Source organism: Paraburkholderia phymatum STM815 (assembly GCF_000020045.1).
Classification (GTDB): domain Bacteria; phylum Pseudomonadota; class Gammaproteobacteria; order Burkholderiales; family Burkholderiaceae; genus Paraburkholderia; species Paraburkholderia phymatum.
This window is the reverse complement of sequence record NC_010627.1, coordinates 305,139-326,435: the sequence shown is the minus strand read 5'-3', so window position 1 is coordinate 326,435 and position 21,297 is coordinate 305,139. Positions and strand designations below refer to the sequence as shown.

Sequence of the window (21,297 nt, the reverse complement as noted above, 5' to 3'; positions counted from 1 at the left end):
AATAGGCTTAGAAAAATTAAATCGGAGTGGGCGCGCTTTCACATTTTATAACGGGCAAATTGTCCTATACTGAAAGTGAGGCCGAAATGTTTTTCGGTCACTAACCGGAGAATTCCGATGACCATGACTCAAGACCGTATTACCTCCGCTGTTGTACCGGAGGAACTGCGCCTGAATGTCCTTCCTTACTATCTTGGCCGCCACTACCTCACTGGCGAGTCCTATGTGTATGACTGGGCATCGCGCCTTGATTCCAGTTATCAGGGCGGGCTATGGCACTTCTTCACGCTGTCCAACGGCGGCTTTTATATGGCCCCTGCCAAGGCCTCGCGCGTGCACGTGCGCTGGCATCTGAACGGCTACAGCGACATGATGGGCGCTGACGCCTTCGGCATTACCGTCACGCTGTTCGCCCTCTGCCATCTCGCGGAAAAGACCCTCGACGACGCCATCATCGAGCGCTATCACCTGCTGCGCGAGTTCGCCGTGCAGCACGTGGAATCCGCCAACATCCTCCGCGCCATCGACTGATACATCGCCCCGGCCGGCCGGTCGGGGTCTCTCCTTTCAGTGAGGAACAGCATGAATACGCTTGCAAGCCGCTTCAGCCGTAATGCCGTCGCCCTGCGTTCGGATCGCCCGCTGTCGAATGACGAGATTGCACAGGTCGCGCCCTCCATCCTTGCTCAAGGCGCGCATGAAAGCCGCTCCGCACGCTACAGCTACATCCCGACCATTGATGTGCTCGACGCCCTGCGCAAGGAAGGCTTCCAGCCTTTCATGGTTTGCCAGACACGCGTGCGCAACGAGGGAATGCGCCATTACACAAAGCACATGCTCCGCCTGCGACATGGGGAGAGCGACGGTCACGAAGCAAACGAAATTATTTTGCTCAATTCACACAACGGGCAAAGCGTGTGTCAAATGTTGGGGGGCTGCTTCCGCTTCGTCTGTCAGAACGGCATGGTGTGCGGCGATACCATCGCCGATATCCGCGTGCCGCACAAGGGCGATGTGGTCAGCGAGGTCATCGAAGGCGCGTTCAGGATGCTCGACCGTTTCGAGGCCGCTGCGGAACAGCGAGAAGGCATGATGGCTTCGGTACTTGATGAGGGGGAGCAGACGGCCTTCGCCCGGGCGGCGCTCGCGCTGCGGTATGACGAGGGCAAGCCCGCGCCGGTCACCGAACGTCAACTACTCGCCCCACGTCGCGTCGAGGATCGCGCACCGGATCTCTGGAGTACTTTCTCGCGAGTGCAGGAAAACATCCTTCGCGGTGGACTTCACGGGCGCAATGCAAATGGCCGGCCCACCACGACCCGCGCTGTAACCGGTATCGACCAAAACATCCGGCTCAACCGGGCCCTGTGGATACTCGCCGACGAACTGCGCCGCCTGCGCGGCTAACCCGGATGCCCGGCCTGCAGGCCGGGCATCCTCAGGAGACACCTACATGGATACGCTGAAGACGCGTCCAACGTGGTTCGCCGCGCTACTTCCGCTGTTGGCGGTCTGGCAGTATGGCGACCGCTCGATTGCGCGCAGCGAACTCTTTCGTATGGCCCTGTCCGCTGACGCGGCGGCCAATGCCGCACGCGCACTGGAGAGAATCGCCGACATGCGCGACCGGGACGGCCACGCTATCGAAATGCATCGTGACGAGCTTCGCGCGATCGCGCGCACTGCGCTCGCGGAATTTGACCGCGTGCCGCCTGTCGCATCGTGTGCATTGACCATGCAGCGGCTGGACGGTGTCGGATAAGTATCGTTGAATGACGCGTCGAACTGAAATGCGGCGAGGTGCTGTCGGATATTATTCGTAAACCTTACCATTTTTGACGGCAGATCCAGTTTGACCCGATCGATTTCGTCGACGGCATCGCATGCTTTACCGACGCCGAAATGTCGGCCGTTCGCGAGCACCTCTATGAGGTTCGGCTGCCCGACCGTGAAACGACAATGGACACTCGCGCGTCATCTGCGCGGGTGTCGTCATATGACGCCGAGGTAAGGATGAAAGCCTTTCTGACAGTCACCGAGATCAAGCAGGCGATCAACTATTGGCGCACCCGTGAGCCCTCCAGCGAAGGTTGCGCGCTGTCCCCGAAAGGGCGCCTGCTGGCCGACATCTACGGACAGGTGACCTATCAGCGCATGCAGGTCATCGGTATATCGCGGCTCGCTCCCGGGCAGATCGAGGCCGCACATATCGCGCACGACCAGCAGAAGCTACCGTTGTGAACAAGCGCGACGACACGGCAGCCAAGGCACACGCACCGCCTTCATGCCGCGTCGACCTTCCTTCCTGCAGGCCGGACTTGCGATAATCACGGACATATCGCGCGCGCAGCGCGCCCGGATCGAGGCGCCTGGGGACCCCCGCCAGGCGTGGGGTGCGCGCCGGCGCGCCGCGGATCGCGGCGTGACGATCCCGTACGGGTGCGTACCTGCCACGGGCGGGGTCGTCAAGCGACCGGAGGGAGCGTGAATCCCCGCGGCGGCAGCCGCGGGGGCGCGATACTGATTGACGATTCCTGCTTATCTCCGTGTGAACACGAGGTGTGAATGAACGATTTTTATACGCATATCCGCAAGGAATGTCTGGTGCCCTGGATCAACGGCTGGCAGCAACCGACCGGCGTCGAGGTTCGCGAGGTCATTCGCCGCGCCGGACTGACCGGGCGTGAGGCGGCGGATCTGGTCGGGCTAAGCGAGAAAGGCGGTGGGCGACAGATACGTCGGTGGATCAGCGGCGAGTCTCACATCCCGTACGCCGCGTGGGCGATTTTCTGCGAGGTAGCCGGGTTGGGAAAAATATGGGCTGCCGACGACCAGTCTTCCTGAGCGAACTTTCCGAGACGTGCACGTATGTCATGGTGCGTTCCACAATACGCGGAAGACAAGCAAGCAAGCCGGATGTCGATCATGCCGCGAAGCGCAATCGGAATTTCCAGAAAGAGTTAAGGCAATGAGCAAAGAACGAAACGCCAGCCGTGCGATGCCATCAAAGAAAGTCGTTGAAGTTGAAGCTGAACCAGCGTTCGGAACTGACGGTGGCGCTCGAGAACGTATCACGTCGGCTGAAATGAGCCGGGCCAGGACAGCATCCTCGCTTTTCGAGCGCAAGACCGCGGCTCAGCGACGTGTAATGCGAGCACGCATCGCGCTTTAGGCGCACGAAGGAAATACGGTGATTGATCGAGAGCTCGCGTGTCGGTGCAGACGGTCTCCATGTGGCGCAAGCGCATCGGACAGCATTGTGTGAAGGGCCAACGCCGGAATGAGCGTAGCTGCAGCCGGCCGCATCATCATGCAACGAAAATGAGCGGCGCCCCCCGGGTCTTGTTGTCATGCTGAGTACCGCCGCGTTTCGAGGGGCCTTGCGATGCGACTTGCAAATCTCAGTGACCTTCTCACGAAAGGCGGGATCCGGACTGTGTAGCCATTGCTTGATTCGGTGTGGGCGCACGTCGCCGGCCCGCTAAATACGCTGCACATGGCTGCGGCTAATCTGTTCGACAGTGCCGCGCTCGCTCGCGCTATTATCTCGTCCAACGTTGGCGTAACCGGTCCCTCGGGTTCGTGCGCTCGCAAGAAGCGTGACTGCAGTTGATCGTTGATCGCGTTGGCAGAAGCGATAGCCACGGGACGCGTTGCGGTCACTGCGCGATTCAGACAGCGAAGACTGACGTCGGGGGGTTTTCTTCTCAGATGCCGATTCGTGGGACACGGAGGCGGCCCGCACGACTTTTGGAAACACGTGGTGGTCGCAACAATCCCAACGGGACACCGGGGCGCGGTCCCTCGGACTGAGCGAGCGGGCGGATCACTCCCGCCCGAAGTGCACGGTTAGCATCCATCAAAGTCGCGTTACGGTGCCGAACATGAGCATGCACGAGGCTGAAAAGCTTCCCAACGCCACCAGCACCGAACCCACGCTCCCGCCCGCATGCTCAACCGCCATCTCGGTCATGGGGAACCCGGCGATCGAGAAGCAGGCGGCGCGACCCCGAATGAGCCAGAACCGCAACGTTCAGATGCACCGGCTGATTACGGAAGCCAACGCGCCGTACGGAAGGATGCGGGGGCCTGCCCATGACGCGGTACGTTCGAAACTTGCCGGCCTGTCGATCACGTGTCGCACGACAAGCGTCAGCCCAGCGAGCTCGATCGGCACGTGGCCGGCCCTGGTACGCGCGGGTAGCAGATGGTGGGACGCGCGCCGTGGCTGCCGGATCCTTACGATGAAGCCTATCTTCTTTTCCAGACACGATGAGCAGTCGGTAGTTGCGATGAGCGCTCGCTCCCGTGGCCTTGGACGCCGCTTCCTCGATGAACAGGCCGTTTCGAGTGCCGGCGGCGCGAGCTGCGCAGGGACGCCACGACAACACGTTCTTGGCAGCACATGCTTCGGGACTGTGTCAGGCTTCGGCCATACATGCGAACGCCAGATCGTACAGCCAGCCGCGCCGCGGAGCAGGCGGAACCGACGTCCCCTCCCCCAGTTCAAGCACTCCGGCTCACATCGTTAGTGTTAACGATGTCGAACTGTGCAGGGTGGTTTGGGACGCGGTTCGTCGTCCGCAAATACGCAACTACGACGCACAGCGAACGCGAAGGCCAACTCACGGTCAGTGAACTCGCCCAACTCGCCAAGCCACCTCGTCATCCTCTAAAGCTTCGCGTGCGTGCCCGTCATCACCAACGCCACCTTAGCCTTTCTGCACTGTCTCGCAACGTGCTTGCAGCTCGAAGTCAGGACTGTCCTGGTGGCAGGAGTTTTTTCATTTTCGCGTGCACGTGCGACCCGAATGCATCTGCGACGACTCGATTCACTGAAAGAATGTTGTCGGGGCTAAGCAAATCCCGTGTTACGCCCTGCCTTTCGATAAGTCGCTGCTGCAGGCGTTGGCTGACGAATGAATTGAACAGGTCCTTCCGGAGGCCGTTGTCAGCAGACTCAAAGAATTCCCGGCCTGCCTTGATTTCAGAATTCAGTTTGAAAGTTGCCTTTTCGGCCTCGGCCTGAATGCTCGCCTGCAGCTGGGCTTCTGCAGCGGTCCGGCTGCGGATTTCCTTCTGGGTAGCCTCCAGCCGCCTCACCTGGATGGACGCCATTTTCCGGTCGGCATCGCCCAGCCGGAAATTGCCGTCGAGCGCCCTGAAAAGATAACCCTTCGGGCTTTTCGTCACCTTGCCCAAGTTCAGCTTGTGCCGGGTGTACTCAATGGCCTGCTCAAGACGTTCGTCGGTCCAGACGTGGCGGTTCTTGGCGAGCATCTCAAAATCGGGCGTGTCAAACGCAAACTCGTTGTGCAGCAGGAGGTACATGTCGTCCTGGATGCCGGCGCGTGCTGCGTCTGCACCGCGCTTCTTCGTGAAACGGAACCGGATCTTGAGTTTCTCTGGCGGCGTACGCTCCGTGTTCGGCTCCCAGTTCACATCGAAGTCAGAGACTTCATTGAGCTGAAGCATTGCCGGCTCAAGAAACCGTTTCTTGAATTCCTTGACTTCCTTGCGTGACTCGCCGACCTTCCCTGGCCATTCCAGGACCTCTTCATATGCGAACCACTCCGTCACGCCATGACCTTCACATGGAATGAGCCGGTCGTAGATAGCACGAGCCAGTGACAGTGAGAAGGCGGTCGAAGCACGCAGGCTGAGCCAATGCGCCTTATACGGGCTGATGAGATACTTGATTACCCTGCCGGACAGCAGGATGCAGACGACGTTGCGCTCGATGTAGCAATCACCGAGCAAACTGATCGTCCCCCACGAATCTTTCTCGGTCAACTCCTCAATTGACGGCGCTGTCATGATTTCGACGCGAGCCTTCGCCGCAGCTCTCATCTGCGCGATGAGATGGCTGTGATTCCGGCTGTCGTATCGCATCAACCATTTGAAGTAGTTGACGTCGGCCGTGAACGTGTACACCTTGTCATCGACAAGTTCATCTGGCGAATTGGTGGCGACGATGAAATAGGCCGCGTCCAGCACGCGGCGGGCGGCGATGCCCAAACCACCGACGCGCGTGAAAATATTGTTGCGCAGAAAACCGATGTCCTTGCCTGCCTCGTGAATGGGCGTGCCCACCGCGGACATGTCCTCATAGATGTCCAGGGCGAGCTGATGCGGGGTAGCGGGAAGGGTTTGATTTTCCATTCGTCAGGTTCGGCGCAATCCCAGGCACTCTATCAGCGGCAGATCGTCTGTCAACACAAAAACCGCCCCGGGACAGCGCCGCAAACCGCGCACAAAAACCGCCCCGGCTTATGGTGGTCATCACAATTTGCGGCCCGATTTTCACAAAGAACGGCCCAACCTGCCCATTTTCCGCCTGCGCGGACACAAAAACCGTCCCTCAGTTCACAAAAACCATCCCGGAATGCAAGCTGGGCATTGATTTTAAAGCATTTATCTTCTCCTGTTTGTTGGTGGGTAGGTTTTATGTTTACGAAAACGAAACAGACGAGGCTTTGCAAGATAGCTGGCGACCGAAAATACAGTTGCATAAGCTATTGAAAATAAAGACAATTTTGACAAACAGCGGGGTTTCACAAAAACCACCCCCGGGGCGTTTTTTGTGCGGATGATCCCCTTATTGCGACGCGGATAGGTACCGGCGTGCAAACCGGATGCAATCATGCGCTTCGCGCATGTACTTAAGCCATCCGCCGTCGAGCAAAGACATCCCGAAAAATCAGGGCTTTGGTGGCTTTTCTCGAAGGGGGTAATAAAAAATCGGCCGATTACAACCCTGTTTACGCGGATTCGTGTATTCTGCGCTTCGACGTCAATTCAAGGGGAAAGCGCAGAATGGCTAACGTAGGCACCTTACCGATGGAAGACCGAAGGGTATCGCTTCGAGAAGTCGCGGAATTCGCTGACAATCTTGAACCGTTCTCCGACAACTTGCGAGAGCAGATTCTCGCACCGCGGCCGCGTAAGGTCGCGCCGATCTACACAATCAGTGAACTTGCCGAAATGTGCAGTCTGACGCGTCAGCAGATCCAGTATCTGGTGACGCGGGACGATGCCACTTTGCCCACCGGGACGCTTAACGGCAATGGTCGCAGTCGAACATTCACTCTGCCCGAAGTACGTACGTGGGTAAAGATGGCGTCCGACGTTTACCAGACGCGGCTTGGAAACGAAGACGGCAATTTCAGGGGCAAGGTGCTCACCACGGCACAATTGAAAGGTGGGTCTGCGAAGACGACAACTACAGTCTGCCTCGCGCAGGCTCTGACGCTGCTCGGACGGAATGTGCTTCTCATCGACCTCGATCCGCAAGCATCTGCATCCGAACTTTGCGGACTGTATGCCGAGAAGGAAATTTCCGGTGAAGACACTGTCTTGCCATACATCTATGACCACAACATTGAGGGCGGCCTGAGCACAAAAGTGCAGTCGACCTACTGGGACGGTCTCGACATCATCCCAGGTCACACGTTCCTGTATGGCGCGGAGTTTCTGCTCCCCGCCCGGCAGAAGACCGTTCAAGGATACCGGTTCTGGGCAGTACTGCGGCAGGGGCTTGAACCGTTGCGGTCGCAGTACGACTACATCCTGATCGATACGTCTCCGTCATTGTCCTACATGAACCTGAACGCGCTGCTGGCGGCCGATGCGCTTGTGATGCCAATGATCCCGGAGAATCTGGACTTCATTAGCTCCCTGGCGTTCTGGCGCCTGTTTTCGGATGTCGCAGAAGACTTTCTTCCGTACGAGGAAGACAAGGTTTACGAATTCATTTCCATTCTGCTGTCGAAAGTGGACTATGGGAAAACATCGTCGGCACCAGTGGTTCGACAGTGGGCGCAAAGTGCTTACGGCCGGTGGCTCGATCCGTTTGAGATTCCAGCGAGCTCCGTGATGAGCGGGGGGGCGCTTTCATTTTCGACCGCATTGGACGTCGTTAGCACGCATTCGACTGCCAAGTCGTTACAGCGTGTCAGGCAGCCGATGATGCACTACGCGCGATGGCTGGACGACATGTTTGTGAAATCCTGGAAGGAGTCGGCATGAGCAATAACATTCGTGAACAGCTGATGGCGAAGACAGCGAACCTGCCAACGCCTGCCGACTTTAAGGATGGGGGCAAGAAGGACAAAGGCGGCCGGGGGCCGCAAACCATGCCTGGCATCACGAGCGCGCTCGCGGCAGCCCAACTGCGCATCCAGGAACTGGAGTCGAAGGGCGTCGATACGGAGATCGCGGTCGGCACCATCGTACCGAACCCCTGGCAGCCACGTCGGCAATTCAACGAAGCAAAGCTTTCGGAACTGGCCCGCTCGATTGCCGAGGCCGGCCTGCTGCAGGCCGTCACGGTTCGTCGGGTTGGGGAAACATTCCAGCTGGTTGCTGGTGAGCGACGTTGGCGTGCGCACAAGCTTCTTAACCGGGACAGCATCCGCGCTGTCGTGATCGAGTGCACAGACCAGGACATGGCCGCGTACGCACTGATGGAAAACGTTACGCGCGACGATCTGTCGGACTACGAGATTGCAATTGCCGTTCGTCGCGCAGAGAGCGAGTTTCCGAACCGTACCCGCTTGGCGGAAGTGATGGGTGTTACTCGCAACGAACTCTATAAATTCCTAGCATTTGATGACCTCCCTGACTTTGTCAAGCGGGACCTCGACCTGAATCCGTCCGTGCTGGGGGCGAATTCGGCTCAGGATATCGCGAACGTGCTGAAGAAAACTGCAGAGCCAGGACTGAAGGCACTCAAGGAGTTATGGCCGCTCGTGCTCAGTGGTGACCTGGTCCAGACGAAGATAGGTGCTTCCATCACGGCGCAGGTGTCGCGCGGTCTCGCGGCGAGCGACGCGGGTGGGCGAAGCATCCTGAAAATCTTTGCCGGCAAGGTTCAGGCCGGCAGTATTACCAAGGACGTCAAAGGTTTGACGTTCAAGTTCAAGGCGGGCGTGATGACTGAAGAACAGGAGAACGAGCTTCGCGAGCACATCGGGAAGATGTTTTCTGTCCGGCCGGAATGAAGCGCATCTTGCCGAATGCGCCTCCGGCACATCATTCGTCATTTTGACGGGGCCTGTGACTGCGCAGCGGAGCTGCGCTGACAGATCCTGTAGCAGCCGAAGGAAAGCCAATCTCTTTCTGCGTGGTTGGGGATGCGGTTCAACACGGGCAACGGGTGGGGGAAACTGCAATAGTTTCACCGAGAGGGTACTTTCGAACGTGATGCTGCTGGTCCATCAATGGATGAGAATGTTGCGCACCCTTCTGCCAGCGAGGACGAGAGTGCTCCATCGTCTTGAGGGCCGACCGCAGCGGAAGGTGTTCTAATTAGAACAACCATGTCTATGGTTCGTAGCCGCTGCAACTGTTCTAATTAGAACACCCCAAAACGGAACGTGCGACACTGACCTTGGACACGACGAAGGGAGAAGAAGCACGCTATACAACCCAAGATCGCGCCGTCCCGTCGTGATTTCAGCACGGGAGTGCGGAAGCGCCCAAGACAGCCATCGAAAGTTTCCCCCGTTTGGCATCGTTCGGCAGCGGCTCACTGCAGTCGCATTGCGGACCGTGGGTTCGTGCGCCGTGGGCATCAAGTCGGAATCGTCGACTTTTTGCGAACAACTTCTGCCCTATTCCAAAGGGGCGGGCAAGGACGAAGCGATAGGTGCCGAGACTCGTCCTGATCCGGAAGCCGGCCCTTCAGGCAGGCAACGCTCGATCAGCAGCTTAAGTCCGACCAGATGCACTCTGATAGTTCGATTGTGGCTCGCGGGCGTCGGGCGCCGCGTCAAAAAAGCTGCTCGACCATGCGGTACTGTTCGTGCCATCCGCCGCTGCTGCAGCGGGTGTCCAAGGCCAATGTCCCACAGATCGCATCAGATTGGAAGGCTGGCTGGAATGCGTTTGGCGCAGCCATTGCGCTTCCGGATGAATCGTCGAGCTGTGAATGCCTAGGCCCGAGCTGGCTGGCCGCCCAAACGAGAGAGACATATACAACAGCGCGATCCCTCGGTTGACAGTGGCCATCCGCCTTTACCCGACGTTCTTTGGGGACAGTCTCAAGCGTGCAAGGTACTGGCGCAGTGCTGTGATCTGTTCACGCTTTAACCAGCCGTGGCGGCATGGCAAACTTGCGCTTCCCCTTGCAATTCGCAAGGTGCAGCCGTCAACGACCGCGCGTTCATCGCCTGTCGAAACGTGCCGATGCCGCTCGCGCGGCGCCGCGCCAAGCCGCCCGACGCGAAGGTCGTCGTTGCCGCCGACCCTCGCACCAATTGCGCTACCTTACCCGCGCGACGGGTTTGTGCTATGGAAGCCTGCTTTTTCGTTTCAAGCGTGCGCGTGCTATGCACGGACCCCCGCTTTACCGACCGTCCTTTCTTCCCACAGTCCCCCGAATACCAATTCCCCGATCGGGAGGTGGAAGGCGCGGGGTATATGCACGATACGCAGACCACCGAGTGTGAAATTGCATGCGAACGCCATCCGCGTGCGACCTGACATCTTGGTGACTAACGACATTTCGGGCCGCGGACGCCTGCGTTATCCCTGTCTGTTCAATCCGCGCGACCCCGGGGTGTCCGTCGGTGACGTCAGTCAGAAAGACCCAGCCCAGTCCGGGTTGATCGACTTGCGTGCGACGACAGGTGGCCTCCTTCGTGGCACCGTTCGTCTGGCATCACCGCACCGCGTCGGTCTGATCTTTGCCTGTGAAAACGAAAAGGTGCGGGCGGTCAAGGTGCATCGCTCCTGAACGCCTCACGGACAATTCTCGGTCCTCATGCGGACAGCGCAGTGTCAATAATGACCATCGTTTTGCAGCGCGGGGCAATGGTGCCGGGGGCCTCCGTACGGCCGCACGCGCCGGCACATGTGGAGTAAAGTCGTGGAACTCAACTGTTCTGTGGCGCGCTCATGACTGCTCCGCAGGAGCCCCGTGCCTCACAACGGTTACGACGTCATATCCCCGAGAACCACGCGGACCGGCATGACGCTCCTATTCGCAACCGGCCGCGGCGCGAGCGTTTTCCATAGGCAGGAACAGCACGCCTAGCGCGTCAGCAAACGCGATAAAGCCGTGATGGCGATAAAAGTCGGCAGCAGCCTCCGAGCTGGCGTCGACGAGCAGTGCACGAGCGGCGATCTTCGCGCTCAGCACGCGCGCGAGCGCGTCGGCGATTAGTCCCGCGCCCAGTCCCTGTCCTCGGTACGCGAGGTCCACCGCGAGACGCCCCATTTTCACGGCGGGCAGGGCGGGGTAGCGTGGCAGCCGCTGCGCGAGGGCCGGCGGCAGGTCGCCGAGTGCAACGCTGGCGGAGGCGAGCGTGTAATAACCGACGATGCGCTCGCCGTCGAGCGCGACGAAGCACGAACTCACGCGACCGCGCGTATCCTGCGTCGCCCGCTGGTGCAGATAGCGGTCTAGCGGCTCGACGCCGCTGTTGAATGCCCCGCGAGTAACGGTACGCTTCAACGCAACGACGGCATACGGCGCACCGCTCACGCGGGACTGTCCGTGCTGATCAGCGTGCGTCGACGCGCGAACGCATGCCTGAGTGCATCAGCCGGTTCGGCTGGCGCAAGCAGCGACTCAGCAAAACGCTGCTGGTCGTCGAGCGCGAGTTGCAGGAGTTCGCGCTCGAAGATGACTCGAAGCGCGGCGTCCTGTGCGGCGGACACAACGAAATCCGACAGCGAGCGGCCTTGCAGCTCGGCCGCACGCCGTAGTAACTCGCGCGTCTCGGGACTGATGCGCGCCTCGAGGCGTGCGGTGGTGGTAGCCATGGTGGACTCCAAACTAGGGACGCAAGAAGTGTACGGCATTTTGCCGTACACTTCTTGAAGGCCAGTCGTTACCTCCGGGTGAAGGCACGCCTCGCACGCATGTTGCAATTCGACAACGTGGGGAGCGTCTCACGATGCTGGGGACGCGCTAGCCGCCGCGCGATGCGAGAGTCCAAGACGCGCTGGATGACTGGGGGTCGCTTTTAATGTCGATTATCAAGTCCGTGGAACAACCTGTAAACAAATCACCATCGTCCTAAGCTATTGAAAGAAAGCGACTTTTAACTGATACCCGGGGAGGTGTTTCACGATAAATAGTCACTGATATGGGTCGTCGGCACATGAATGCATCTCTTGCGCAGCAAAATCGGCTAAAAGGATCGGCGCGTAGCAAATGCTACGTTTTCTGTAATATGACGACGGCGGGACTATCGGCACGGAAATCGCGCCCCACTATTACAAGCAGTACCCACCGATTTTGCCGACTGCCTCCGCCCCCCGCATTGACGGCAGAGGCGTCCTCCCTTTTGCGTTCAAGGAAAGCCACCGCTTCCCGGAACCGCAGGCTTTGAACCGTGCAGCGCGGTGACGACAACGGCATTAACGGAGTCGCCGGCGCGTTGCGAAAATCCTGCGGAAGAACCGCGCCATCTCTAGTAGAAGCGACTTTACGCTCCGTATTTGCCCGATTTCGAGGAGCGCGCTCACCGTTGCGCGGGCTCGAAAGCCCGTTTTCTTTGCGCAAAATATGGCTGTGCGGCGTGAACGACGACCGTCGATAGACCTAAAAAATGCATCAGCTTGATGCACCGGCTTCTGAACTGGAGTATCGGGATTGAGGCCTTCACTTGGAGTTGATTGACGTACAACAGCATGAATGCCGCAGCGCGTATGGGAATCGCGACTTGAGGCGACTGGTCAGCGTTGCGCCGTGCACGAACCCTGCCGCTACAAATGATCCGCGACAAACTTGAATCGACGAGCGTCATCGAGAAGTGGAATTTCGCGCAACCCTACGCTGTTCTCACGCAAACGGCGCATCGCCAGACAATCAACGACAGGAGTTGGACCCGTCCCGGACGCCACCATTACGCGTACACGGACTGCTCTCGTGCGTTGCTTGGCGGCGACGCTGTGTCGAACAGCTTCCGGCCACACTCCGAGCGCCGCGCGGTCGTCGGCCTTACTAATCACGGTCCGCCACGCGGGTTTCAGCCCAGCAAACAGGTGCGGAGCCTCCACCCGGACGCGCGCGCTGTGCGTTCGGGGGTGGCGGAGTGGCGGTGCAGCGCATTTCCTTTACCCGACGGCACCCGGGGGGCGGGACGGACCGGTTGCGGCACTGGGCGTAACTGCGGGTACCGTACCGCGATATATCTGCAAGGGCCAAAGAACCTGCTCTCCGCGCCGGGGTGCCGGATATCGCAAGCTACCAGATCGCCTTCAGCGGCACCGCGGGCGTTCCGGCCGCCGGAGGACATCGAGCAGGCCAACCAGTACCACCACGACTTGGTCGCGACGCTAGAGGCCCTAGCCCGGGGCGCGAAGACCGGTCGCGTCTGTCCAGTACGGGAAGGGTATCTCCAGTACGCGGTGGGTTGCACATTGTGTTTTGGCGCGAGGCTGAAGCGACGCTAAACGTCATCCGCATCCTGCACCCCGGCGCATGGATGTCGGGGCGTCACCTTTGATTACGCCGAGTGCCTGGATGCGACGTCGTGTAGCGCTGAACGTCCTCGAGGTCGGACTGGGCCAGCGGCGTAAGCCGCAACTGCCTGGTCCTGGTCGCCATGCGTGGCCCGCATCCGCGCCAAGAACGCCTCGCTGTCGAACGACGCCGGCGGGCCTTCAGCGCCTCGTGCAGGAACCGCACCTGCCCTCGTGCGATTCAAGCAGGCGCAGGCCGGCGCACACGACATCGCTCGCCGGACCGTACGGGCCGGAGCGCGCCTGGCGTGTCGACGAAGTCGGCGAAGTGATCGCAGGGGAAACGGAAGTGTTGCGTGACATGGGGGTGCCTCCGCGACTAGTGCGCGAACCTCCTGAATCACACCCAATATACCAGGCGTGGTTTTGCCGAGGAGCAGAAAACGGCGGCCATAGCCGGCGAACAGCCCGGCGGTGGCGGAGCAGGATCATTCGGGGGATTGGGAAGCGGCCACCGCGAACGTACAGGGTCCGCGGAATGCCGAGCCAGCGAACAGGAAATGCAGTTGCGAGCGTGGATAAATAGTACGCACAACCAACCATCAATGATGGTTAATGAGAAACCATTTCCGTGCAACAATTTCATTTCCAAAATGCGTTAAGAATGCGATGCATAATGTATTTATGCAACAATTTGTAACGATGCTCCCCTTCGTCGCCTAACATTGTCCACACTAGTTGCTCCTTTTGCGAACTTGGGCAGTCTGATGTTAGAGATCAACGAACTGCGTCCTGACGATTTTCTCGCTGTTCGATTTGGACTCCTCACTCCGGCGTGGACTGTGACGAGCGACAGCGACTCCGTCCAGCTCGCTGATGCGGACGGCTGTCGATGCGCTGCTGTGCCAGTCGACCCAAACAGTATTTTGCAAATACGCAAATTACACGATGGCGTCGGATGTGTTGTATGCAATGTCAATATATCCGGTAAGTCCCTCACCTTGTATCTGTATGGGAAAAGAGTTTGCGAGCATACCTGGCAGGGCGTTGCGGCCTCTCATCGCAACTTCGCCCTCGAACACGAGGTAGTTCAGTTGGCACAACCAGGGGTTCCTAGGAAAGTCGTGAATATTCGTGACGCTTGAACGTGCCTCGACTCGAAATTCGACAAATCGCATTGTTGCCGGATGCAAATGGATGAAGAGCAAGAAAGTCTTTGACGAATTCGATAGGCACTTCGGGACTTCCAGTCCGGTCTGGCAATTCTCCTCATATAGTGACGAACTGGTGCTGTCTCGCGCAGGCGGCGAGCAAGAGCCACAACTTACTATCCTCTTGAACAGCGAGCAGGCTGCCTCCATCCGTGACGTGACTGGGGCAACGACAGTGTTGCTTCTGCACGTGCGGCTATTTGGGCGACATGTTGAATTGCATCTAGTCGGCAAGAAGATCAGTGAGGTGCATTGGGCGGGCGTAGCCGCGGCGCTTTGCGACGCGGAAACGGTAGCAAGGAATTCGATGGAGGCGTTGGCCTTTGCGGAGGGTATTGTTTCGGAGGTGAACGCCGTCGTTGTTGTGCTGGACAAGGAGGGCACGATTCACCGCTTCAACAAGATGGCCGAGGAATATGCTGGCTGCAAAGAGGCTGATGTAATCGGAAAAAATGCACAGAGTCTCTTCATGACGCCCGACGAAGGTGAGTCGTCCCGGCGGAACATCACCCGGTTCTTTGAGCGTGGCCAGACCTACGACGTTGAGAGGAACGTTCAGACCGTGAACGGCTCGCGGCGATTTCTCTTTCGCAATAGATTTATTAACGGTGCTGGAAATGGTGGCGCTGCCGAGTGTATCGTTTGCTCAGGAGTCGAAATTCCGGATGCGGTTGACGGCGACGCCGTAGTACGGACGGGCGATCGGCGCCCCGCGCTGGGGGAGGCGTACTGCCTCGACGTTTTGAAGAGGGTCATGGACTGGGCGGCGATGGTCGATGGGGCGCGGGCTTTATTGGCTTCGGTTGAAGAAGGTTCCGGTGACGCGGGCTCGCTCGCCCACGCGAAACGTCTTGCCGCCAGCGCCGTAAAAGACGCGTACGGACTATATGAAGAGATCGATGCGCGCCTGACTAGCGGACCCCGCCGGGGCCAGTGACGGAGCCGCACCGCCTATTTCACTTCCCTTTGCTCGCACGGCGCTTGTGTGCCTCGCGGTTCCGGTCCGACTCTGGCGAGCCAACAGCGTCGATCGGTAGTCTGCGCGCGTGACCTCGACGCCGGGCCGCGACAATGCTCTGCACGAACTCTTCGACTAAGCTCAGTTCACTCTCTGACAATCCATCCAGCCAGTCCGGGGAGGGCCTACCGCCCGTAACTGGTCCTTTCCCGAGAGCCAGCCATACTGGGTTGACGCCATACAGCAACGCGAGTGAAACCGTGAAGCTGGACCCCGTACCCTTAAGCTCGAGCTCAGCCAGATTGCTCTGCGCAATTCCGACGTGCATTTCTACCTGCTTTTGGGTGAACCCCCTGTTCTTGCGCGCACGGAGCAAGCGTTCTCCGAAAGGGGTGCGCCCCTGTTTAGAATTTTCCATGCAACAACGATAGAGTAGCTGAATATCGGTTTTCCGCTTGACGCAAATATCGGTTTTCCGCTATCGTTCCTTCACGAACTGGCAGCTCATCGTTGATCGATTGACGAACCATGCGCTTGGTAGGGTTACTCAACTCGAGCTCGCGAGGCTTTGCGGACGCGGACAGTCGACCATCGGTGACCTGCTGCGCGGTGTAACAGAGCGCCAAACGCAAATCTCGGGCTGCTCCTTCTTGAGCTTCACGCTGCGCTCGCGTCCCGAGCGGAGGAGGAAGCGTGATAGATTTTGCCACTCTCGCGCACGAATGTGCGCCGACCGTGCAGGCAGCTACCCTGCAGGCGATTGTCCGTACGGAATCGGCTTTTGATCCCCTGGCCGTTGGCATCGTCGGAGGTCATCTTCAGAGACAGCCGAAGAGCCTCGGAGAGGCTCTTGCAACGGTTCGTGCGTTGGCTGCCCGTGGCATAAACTTCAGTTTGGGAATTGGGCAGGTCAACCGGTTCAATCTTTCCCGGTACGATCTCACATACGAAGCCGCTTTCGACCCATGTGCCAACCTGCGGGTCGCGGGCGCCATTCTGTACGACTGCTACCAGCGTGCAAGCGGCTCGTACGGAAAGGGCGAACGTGCGCTGCGGGCAGCGATCAGCTGTTACTACAGCGGTAACTTCGCTCGTGGCGAGCGGGTTGAGTCCGGCGGATCCAGTTACGTGCAGCGTGTCGTCGCCAATGCGCAGACGCCAGCCAACCTTGTTTCGGCGATACCCGTGATTATGGACCGGCCGGCTGGCCCGAGAACGCAGGTTGTCGCCGGAAAGGTTAAGTCCAGCCCATCTAACCGGGACGGTAAACCGCGACGCCAGGACGCGCCGCATCCGCCATGGGACGCCTTTGGCGACTTCGACTGTGATAGCGACTCGAGCAAATGATCTGACTGGCCGCGCCGCGGCGTTCGTTTGAAAAGGAGAAGCCATGTTTCGAAAAATCAAATTCTGTACCATCAAGTTAGCAGAACTTACGGATGATGCAGCATGCATTATCTGCGCTGCAAAGTCAACGCTGCTTGGCTCAGTCCTGCTTGCGCCCGCACTGGCTCTGGCCGGAGGAGGCCTTGATTCTGCGACCGAGGGTGCGAATACGTTCAAGATCTGGCTGTACTCGTTTCTCGGTGTCTGTGCTTCCTGCGTGCTGCTATGGAAAGGGGCGGAGTGCTGGGCAGACCGTTCTCACTGGAGCGAGTTCGTCACGCTTGGCGGCAAGGTTGCGGTGGTCGGCGCGGTGGTCGGCGTGCTCGCGCCGTACCTGTGGAACCTCTTTACCTGAGGACGCATCATGTCGGTCGAGAAAGCCCGCTACCCCGGTTTCAATGGTCTTGGACGCACCGCGGCTATCTGGGGCGTGCCCTACATGGCGATGCTCGTGGTCGTCGTCGCTTCGATGTTCACGGGTGTGCTCATCGCCTTCTTCGTCGGCCCGGGCGGCCTCCTCTTTGTGTTTCTCGGCTTTCCGGTGCTGCTGTGGTTCAAGCACATCTGCGAAACCGACGATCAGGGCCTGTGGATCATGTGGCTGCAGTTCCGCTGCCGGTTCTACTTCTGGCAGTTGCGCATCCGCGCGCGCGCGAATGCCGGAAGAGCGGCGCCGCATTTCGGCAATACGTTGACGCTCGCGCCACTGCGATACGGCCGGCAGCGTCGTGTCTTTCGCGATTTTCTCCAACCATTGGGCAAGGGCGAGCGCCGGCTGCGTGAGCCCGGTCAGGAGCCGTAATGGGTAGCAGACCAACCGTCTCGAGCGAGATCCTCGGCGCGATCGGCGCCGTCGAAGACTGGATGCCGAGGTTCAGGCATCCGGTCACAAGGCATGTGCAGCACATCGACGGAAACCGTTTCATGGTGACGCTTGCGCTGCACGGTGTGCCGTTCGAGGTATTCGAAAACAAGGTGCTTGACCGCAAGTTCGACCGCGACACGGAGATCTTGAGCAAACTGGGCCGCGACCATGGCGGGCGCCTTGGTTACCACGGCGTTTTCATGCGACGGCGCGTGAACGCCGATCACGAGTACCGTTTCGACAGCCCCTTCATGAACTGGTTTTCGACGCAGCATGGCGGGCAGTTCAGGGGTGGCCGGTTCTTTGGAAACCGCTATTACTTTTCGATCATCCTGAAGTACGAGGATTTCGAGGATGGGCTGAAGGAAATCGCGTCGCTCGCGCAGCAGGCGCTGCAACAGTTTGCGGACTACGAGGCCGAACTGCTCGCGGTATATGAGCGCACGCATATGAACGGCACAAAGATGCTGTTTTCGCAGCTGTATGGCTTCGTCAGTTATCTCGTGAACGGGGTGACGGGTGATCTGCCGGTCGCAGCAGAGCCAGGTGTTGACGTCATTCCGTCCAGTTATCTTCGCTTCGGCTACGACACACACGCGATCGACGGGCCGGGCGTGCCGGACCACCGGCGCTTCTTCACCTGTCGCGATCTGCGCAGCTTTCCGGAGAAGCCGGGCTTCGGCCAGCTCGATCCGTTGCTCTCACTGCCGATCGAATTCACGGTTGTGCATTCCTTTAACTGCATGACGGGTTTCGAATCAAACCGCACGATCGACTCGGCAATCAACAAACTGGAGTCCGCCGGCGACAAGGCGAAGCATCAGGTCAGGGAACTGCGCGATGCGCAGGGTTACGTCAACACGGGCGAGCTGTCGTTCGGCGAGTACCATGGTGCGGCCGTGATCTATGGCGCAAGTACACAGGAGGCGCTGGAAAACGGGATCCTGTTCGCATCCCGATCGCTGAACGAGTGCGGTGTCGACTGGGCGCTCGCGACCGGTTCGGCGCCCTTCACGTATTTTTCGCAGGTCCCGGGCGCGAAGGTCAAGCCACGGCCCAAGGTCCAGTCGTCGCGCAACTTTGCGTCGATGTTCACCTGCCACGACTATTCGGCCGGCAAGGCCGAGGGCAACCCTATCGGCGACGGCTCAGCTGTCATCCCATTCCGTTCCGCATCGGGCATCTATTACTTCAGCCCGCATGCGAGCCGGCAGGGCGACGTCAACGTGGCGGAGAAGCTGGCCGCGCACGTGAAGCTGCAAGGCACCACCGGTGCCGGCAAGTCGACTGTCGCGACCGCCATCGCTGGCATGCTGTCCCGGTTCGGGCAGCTGCTGTTCGTGCTGGACAAGGGGCGAGGCTGGGAAGTGTTCATCCGCGCGATGCGCGGCGCCTACGTCCATCTGGAGAAAGGCAAACCGACTGGCTGGGCGCCGTTCGAGCTGGCCGACACGGCTGAGAATCGCGAGTTTCTGTACGGGCTGGTCGAGCTTTGCGGACGCAGAAACGGCGTTGATCATCAGGGCAAATCCGTCAAGATCGATCTGACTGCCGCCGAGAAGATCCAGTGCCGCAACGCCGTCGACGCGGTGATGGGAATCGAGGACGTGCGCCTGCGCCGCTTCAGCCTGCTGCTGGACAGCATTCCGGATGAGGGCGATGACAGTCTGCGCCAGCGTCTGTCGCTCTGGTGCAAATCCGAGAACGGCAGGTTCTGGTGGGTGTTCGACAACCCGCCGAACCTGGCGCTGAACATGACGGAGCAGCGCTGGATCGGCTTTGATGTCGAGGCGTTCCTCGTCGAAAACTACGAACCGTCCGAGCCGGCGTTTGCCTGGCTTTTCCACCTCAAGAAGCTTATGCGAGGTGAGGGCCGGCTCATGCAGACCGTGATGGAAGAATACTGGATGCCGATCCGCTTCCGCACGATCCGCGAGCAGATCGAGGAAACGCTCGCGAGCGGCCGCAAGGAAGGGGAGTTCATCACGCTCATCACCCAGCAGCCCGAGCAGGGCCAGAAGGCCGCCGACCTGTACCCGGCGCTGCGCAGCCTGGTTGCGACCAACCTGTATCTGGCCGATCCGGCGGCGGAAGAGGAGGCGTACGTCCGCGACGGCATGACGCGCAAGGAATTCACGGAGTTCAGGAAGCTCACGCCCTCGTCGCGCCGGTTCCTCATCAAGCAGGGCAACCAGTCGGCGTTCGCGGTTTTTGACCTCAGCGGCATGGACGACGCGATCGCCGTGTTTTCGGGTGATCGCGAGAACGTATTGATCTGCGACACGGTGCGCGCCGAACTGGGGGAAGACCCGGACGTATGGCTACCGGTCTACCTGGAACGTGTCTTCGAACGCAAACTGCGCACGCGCCTCGCGGCGAAGCACGGCGCCGATGAGCGGCTGTGGGCAGACGAGCTGCGGCGTGGCCTCGAGTACAAGCGCGCCGAGCTCGCCCGCATCTATGCGTCGGCACGCGCCGTCGACGCGGGTAACGAAGCTGTCACTGTCTGATGGAGGGAAATCGTGAACGTCAACGATGTCGAACGCCCGGCGCGCCTGCTGCGGGTGGGTCGTGTGGCCGTCACCGCGCTCTGCCTGTATGCAGCGATCATCGCACACGCCCAAGGTGTGCCAACCATCTCGCCCGCCGAGCTTGCCCAGCAGATGATGCAGGTTCAGCAGCTGATGCAGCAGATCGAGAACCAGGAGGCACAGTACCGCGCACTCACCGGTAACAGCAGCCTGGGCACGATCATGAACGACGCGTCGCTGCGCCACTACCTGCCGGAACAGTGGCAAGACATCTATGACCAGGCGAGGAGCGGCAGCCTGACCGGCATCAGCTCGTCGATGCGCTCGATCAAGCAGCAGGAAGGCATGACCGACGCCTCGACGCCGGGGCAACAACGCTACTACGACGTGCTCGCGGCCAACAAGGCGATGAACGAGCAGTCGTACAGCGCGACGATGGCGAGGCTCAATAACATCCAGTCGTTGATGCAGCAGTCGAACCTCACGCAGGATCCGGCCGAAAAGGCGGACCTGCAAAACCGGATGGCTGCCGAAGAAGCGATGGTTACCAATGAGCAGACGCGCCTGCAGCTCACCGCACAGTTGCAGCAGGCCGAACTCAAGCTCGCGGCGGAACAGCGCGACCGCGAATTCAAAAACCAGTTCCTCGGAGGTTCAAGTGGCGAATAAAGCTCTCCTTTCCGCAATCGTCAGTCTGCTTGTTGTCATTGCCGGCTATCTGGGCTATCTCGCGTGGGACCGACATCAGCACAACGTGCAGGAAGAAGCCGCACACCAGCGCGAACTCGCGTGGAAAGCCCAGTTCCTCGGTACGACGCCCGAAAAACTCCAGCAGAAAGAAACTCCCGGGCAGCGCGCTGAGGAAAAGGCTGACGAAGAGATGGCAGCAAAAGCCGTGCAGAAGTAATCATCGGAATATGGGAGCCTGTC

Annotated in this window: 22 protein-coding genes; 16 read left to right on the top strand and 6 right to left on the bottom strand. The window is 59.5% G+C overall.

The annotated features are described in order from the left end of the window. The first annotated feature begins 117 nt into the window (after window positions 1-117). The 5 genes from BPHY_RS37360 to BPHY_RS37340 all read left to right on the top strand — a co-directional run bounded on the left by BPHY_RS37360 (window position 118) and on the right by BPHY_RS37340 (window position 2,844). Entirely contained in the window at window positions 118-531 is a 414-nt protein-coding gene (locus tag BPHY_RS37360) for an antirestriction protein (RefSeq protein ID WP_012406644.1), read from the top strand. Window positions 532-582: 51 nt separating this feature from the next. Further along, window positions 583-1,407 (top strand): DUF932 domain-containing protein, encoded by an 825-nt coding sequence (locus BPHY_RS37355; protein WP_012406643.1) that lies wholly within the window; start codon window positions 583-585, stop codon window positions 1,405-1,407. A 46-nt stretch (window positions 1,408-1,453) separates the two neighbouring features. Further along, complete coding sequence (locus BPHY_RS37350; protein WP_012406642.1) at window positions 1,454-1,762, top strand: hypothetical protein; 309 nt, start codon at window positions 1,454-1,456, stop codon at window positions 1,760-1,762. A gap of 251 nt (window positions 1,763-2,013) precedes the next feature. Continuing rightward, window positions 2,014-2,241, top strand: a complete 228-nt coding sequence (locus tag BPHY_RS37345; protein ID WP_012406641.1) for a DUF3717 domain-containing protein — start codon at window positions 2,014-2,016, stop codon at window positions 2,239-2,241. Between the two features lie 324 nt (window positions 2,242-2,565). Then, entirely contained in the window at window positions 2,566-2,844 is a 279-nt protein-coding gene (locus tag BPHY_RS37340) for a helix-turn-helix domain-containing protein (RefSeq protein WP_012406640.1), read from the top strand. A gap of 1,911 nt (window positions 2,845-4,755) precedes the next feature. Here BPHY_RS37340 and BPHY_RS37335 read toward each other — a convergent pair. Continuing rightward, complete coding sequence (locus BPHY_RS37335) at window positions 4,756-6,162, bottom strand: replication initiation protein (protein WP_012406637.1); 1,407 nt, start codon at window positions 6,160-6,162, stop codon at window positions 4,756-4,758. A gap of 110 nt (window positions 6,163-6,272) precedes the next feature. On the opposite strand from BPHY_RS37335, the gene BPHY_RS42355 reads away from it, so the two are divergent. The 4 genes from BPHY_RS42355 to BPHY_RS42350 all read left to right on the top strand — a co-directional run bounded on the left by BPHY_RS42355 (window position 6,273) and on the right by BPHY_RS42350 (window position 10,738). Further along, window positions 6,273-6,593, top strand: coding sequence for a hypothetical protein (locus BPHY_RS42355; protein ID WP_157686961.1), 321 nt, complete (start codon window positions 6,273-6,275; stop codon window positions 6,591-6,593). Window positions 6,594-6,816: 223 nt separating this feature from the next. Further along, complete coding sequence (locus BPHY_RS37330; protein ID WP_012406636.1) at window positions 6,817-8,028, top strand: ParA family protein; 1,212 nt, start codon at window positions 6,817-6,819, stop codon at window positions 8,026-8,028. Next, window positions 8,025-9,002 (top strand): ParB/RepB/Spo0J family partition protein, encoded by a 978-nt coding sequence (locus tag BPHY_RS37325; protein ID WP_012406635.1) that lies wholly within the window; start codon window positions 8,025-8,027, stop codon window positions 9,000-9,002. Before BPHY_RS37330 ends, BPHY_RS37325 begins: the two co-directional genes overlap by 4 nt. A 1,451-nt stretch (window positions 9,003-10,453) precedes the next feature. After that, a complete protein-coding gene (locus tag BPHY_RS42350; RefSeq protein ID WP_157686960.1) occupies window positions 10,454-10,738 on the top strand; it encodes a hypothetical protein in 285 nt (94 codons plus the stop codon). A gap of 243 nt (window positions 10,739-10,981) precedes the next feature. On the opposite strand, the gene BPHY_RS37320 is transcribed toward BPHY_RS42350, so the two are convergent. The 3 genes from BPHY_RS37320 to BPHY_RS42995 all read right to left on the bottom strand — a co-directional run bounded on the left by BPHY_RS37320 (window position 10,982) and on the right by BPHY_RS42995 (window position 13,779). Then, on the bottom strand, window positions 10,982-11,488 hold the full coding sequence (locus tag BPHY_RS37320; protein WP_012406632.1) for a GNAT family N-acetyltransferase: 507 nt from the start codon (window positions 11,486-11,488) through the stop codon (window positions 10,982-10,984). Next, window positions 11,485-11,769, bottom strand: coding sequence for a type II toxin-antitoxin system TacA family antitoxin (locus BPHY_RS37315; RefSeq protein WP_012406631.1), 285 nt, complete (start codon window positions 11,767-11,769; stop codon window positions 11,485-11,487). Before BPHY_RS37315 ends, BPHY_RS37320 begins: the two co-directional genes overlap by 4 nt. A gap of 1,848 nt (window positions 11,770-13,617) precedes the next feature. Continuing rightward, a complete protein-coding gene (locus tag BPHY_RS42995; RefSeq protein WP_181300042.1) occupies window positions 13,618-13,779 on the bottom strand; it encodes a type II toxin-antitoxin system ParD family antitoxin in 162 nt (53 codons plus the stop codon). An 834-nt stretch (window positions 13,780-14,613) separates the two neighbouring features. Between BPHY_RS42995 and BPHY_RS37305 the strand changes: the two genes are divergently transcribed. Beyond that, window positions 14,614-15,564 (top strand): PAS domain S-box protein, encoded by a 951-nt coding sequence (locus tag BPHY_RS37305; RefSeq protein ID WP_012406627.1) that lies wholly within the window; start codon window positions 14,614-14,616, stop codon window positions 15,562-15,564. Between the two features lie 19 nt (window positions 15,565-15,583). Here BPHY_RS37305 and BPHY_RS37300 read toward each other — a convergent pair whose 3' ends face one another. Continuing rightward, window positions 15,584-15,913, bottom strand: a complete 330-nt coding sequence (locus BPHY_RS37300; protein ID WP_233445528.1) for an XRE family transcriptional regulator — start codon at window positions 15,911-15,913, stop codon at window positions 15,584-15,586. A 365-nt stretch (window positions 15,914-16,278) separates the two neighbouring features. Between BPHY_RS37300 and BPHY_RS37295 the strand changes: the two genes are divergently transcribed. From BPHY_RS37295 to BPHY_RS37285, 3 genes are read left to right on the top strand one after another with little or no spacing between them, the layout of a single operon-like run. Beyond that, on the top strand, window positions 16,279-16,932 hold the full coding sequence (locus BPHY_RS37295; RefSeq protein WP_012406625.1) for a lytic transglycosylase domain-containing protein: 654 nt from the start codon (window positions 16,279-16,281) through the stop codon (window positions 16,930-16,932). A 43-nt stretch (window positions 16,933-16,975) separates the two neighbouring features. After that, entirely contained in the window at window positions 16,976-17,326 is a 351-nt protein-coding gene (locus BPHY_RS37290; protein WP_012406624.1) for a hypothetical protein, read from the top strand. Between the two features lie 9 nt (window positions 17,327-17,335). After that, complete coding sequence (locus BPHY_RS37285) at window positions 17,336-17,773, top strand: VirB3 family type IV secretion system protein (protein ID WP_012406623.1); 438 nt, start codon at window positions 17,336-17,338, stop codon at window positions 17,771-17,773. On the opposite strand, the gene BPHY_RS43720 is transcribed toward BPHY_RS37285, so the two are convergent. Continuing rightward, the gene (locus tag BPHY_RS43720) at window positions 17,761-18,285 is read right to left on the bottom strand and encodes a hypothetical protein (RefSeq protein WP_233445526.1); all 525 of its coding nucleotides are present in this window, start codon (window positions 18,283-18,285) and stop codon (window positions 17,761-17,763) included. The two genes, BPHY_RS37285 and BPHY_RS43720, sit on opposite strands and share 13 nt — an antisense overlap. Window positions 18,286-18,300: 15 nt before the next feature. Here BPHY_RS43720 and BPHY_RS37280 point away from each other — a divergent pair, with 15 nt between their 5' ends. The 3 genes from BPHY_RS37280 to BPHY_RS37270 are packed head-to-tail and all read left to right on the top strand — an operon-like array spanning window position 18,301 to window position 21,274. Further along, on the top strand, window positions 18,301-20,346 hold the full coding sequence (locus tag BPHY_RS37280) for a VirB4 family type IV secretion system protein (protein ID WP_244257769.1): 2,046 nt from the start codon (window positions 18,301-18,303) through the stop codon (window positions 20,344-20,346). 12 nt (window positions 20,347-20,358) lie between these two features. Beyond that, on the top strand, window positions 20,359-21,036 hold the full coding sequence (locus BPHY_RS37275; RefSeq protein WP_012406621.1) for a type IV secretion system protein: 678 nt from the start codon (window positions 20,359-20,361) through the stop codon (window positions 21,034-21,036). Next, window positions 21,026-21,274, top strand: a complete 249-nt coding sequence (locus BPHY_RS37270; RefSeq protein WP_012406620.1) for a hypothetical protein — start codon at window positions 21,026-21,028, stop codon at window positions 21,272-21,274. The genes BPHY_RS37275 and BPHY_RS37270 overlap by 11 nt, the downstream gene beginning before the upstream one ends. The last annotated feature ends 23 nt before the right edge of the window (window positions 21,275-21,297 follow it).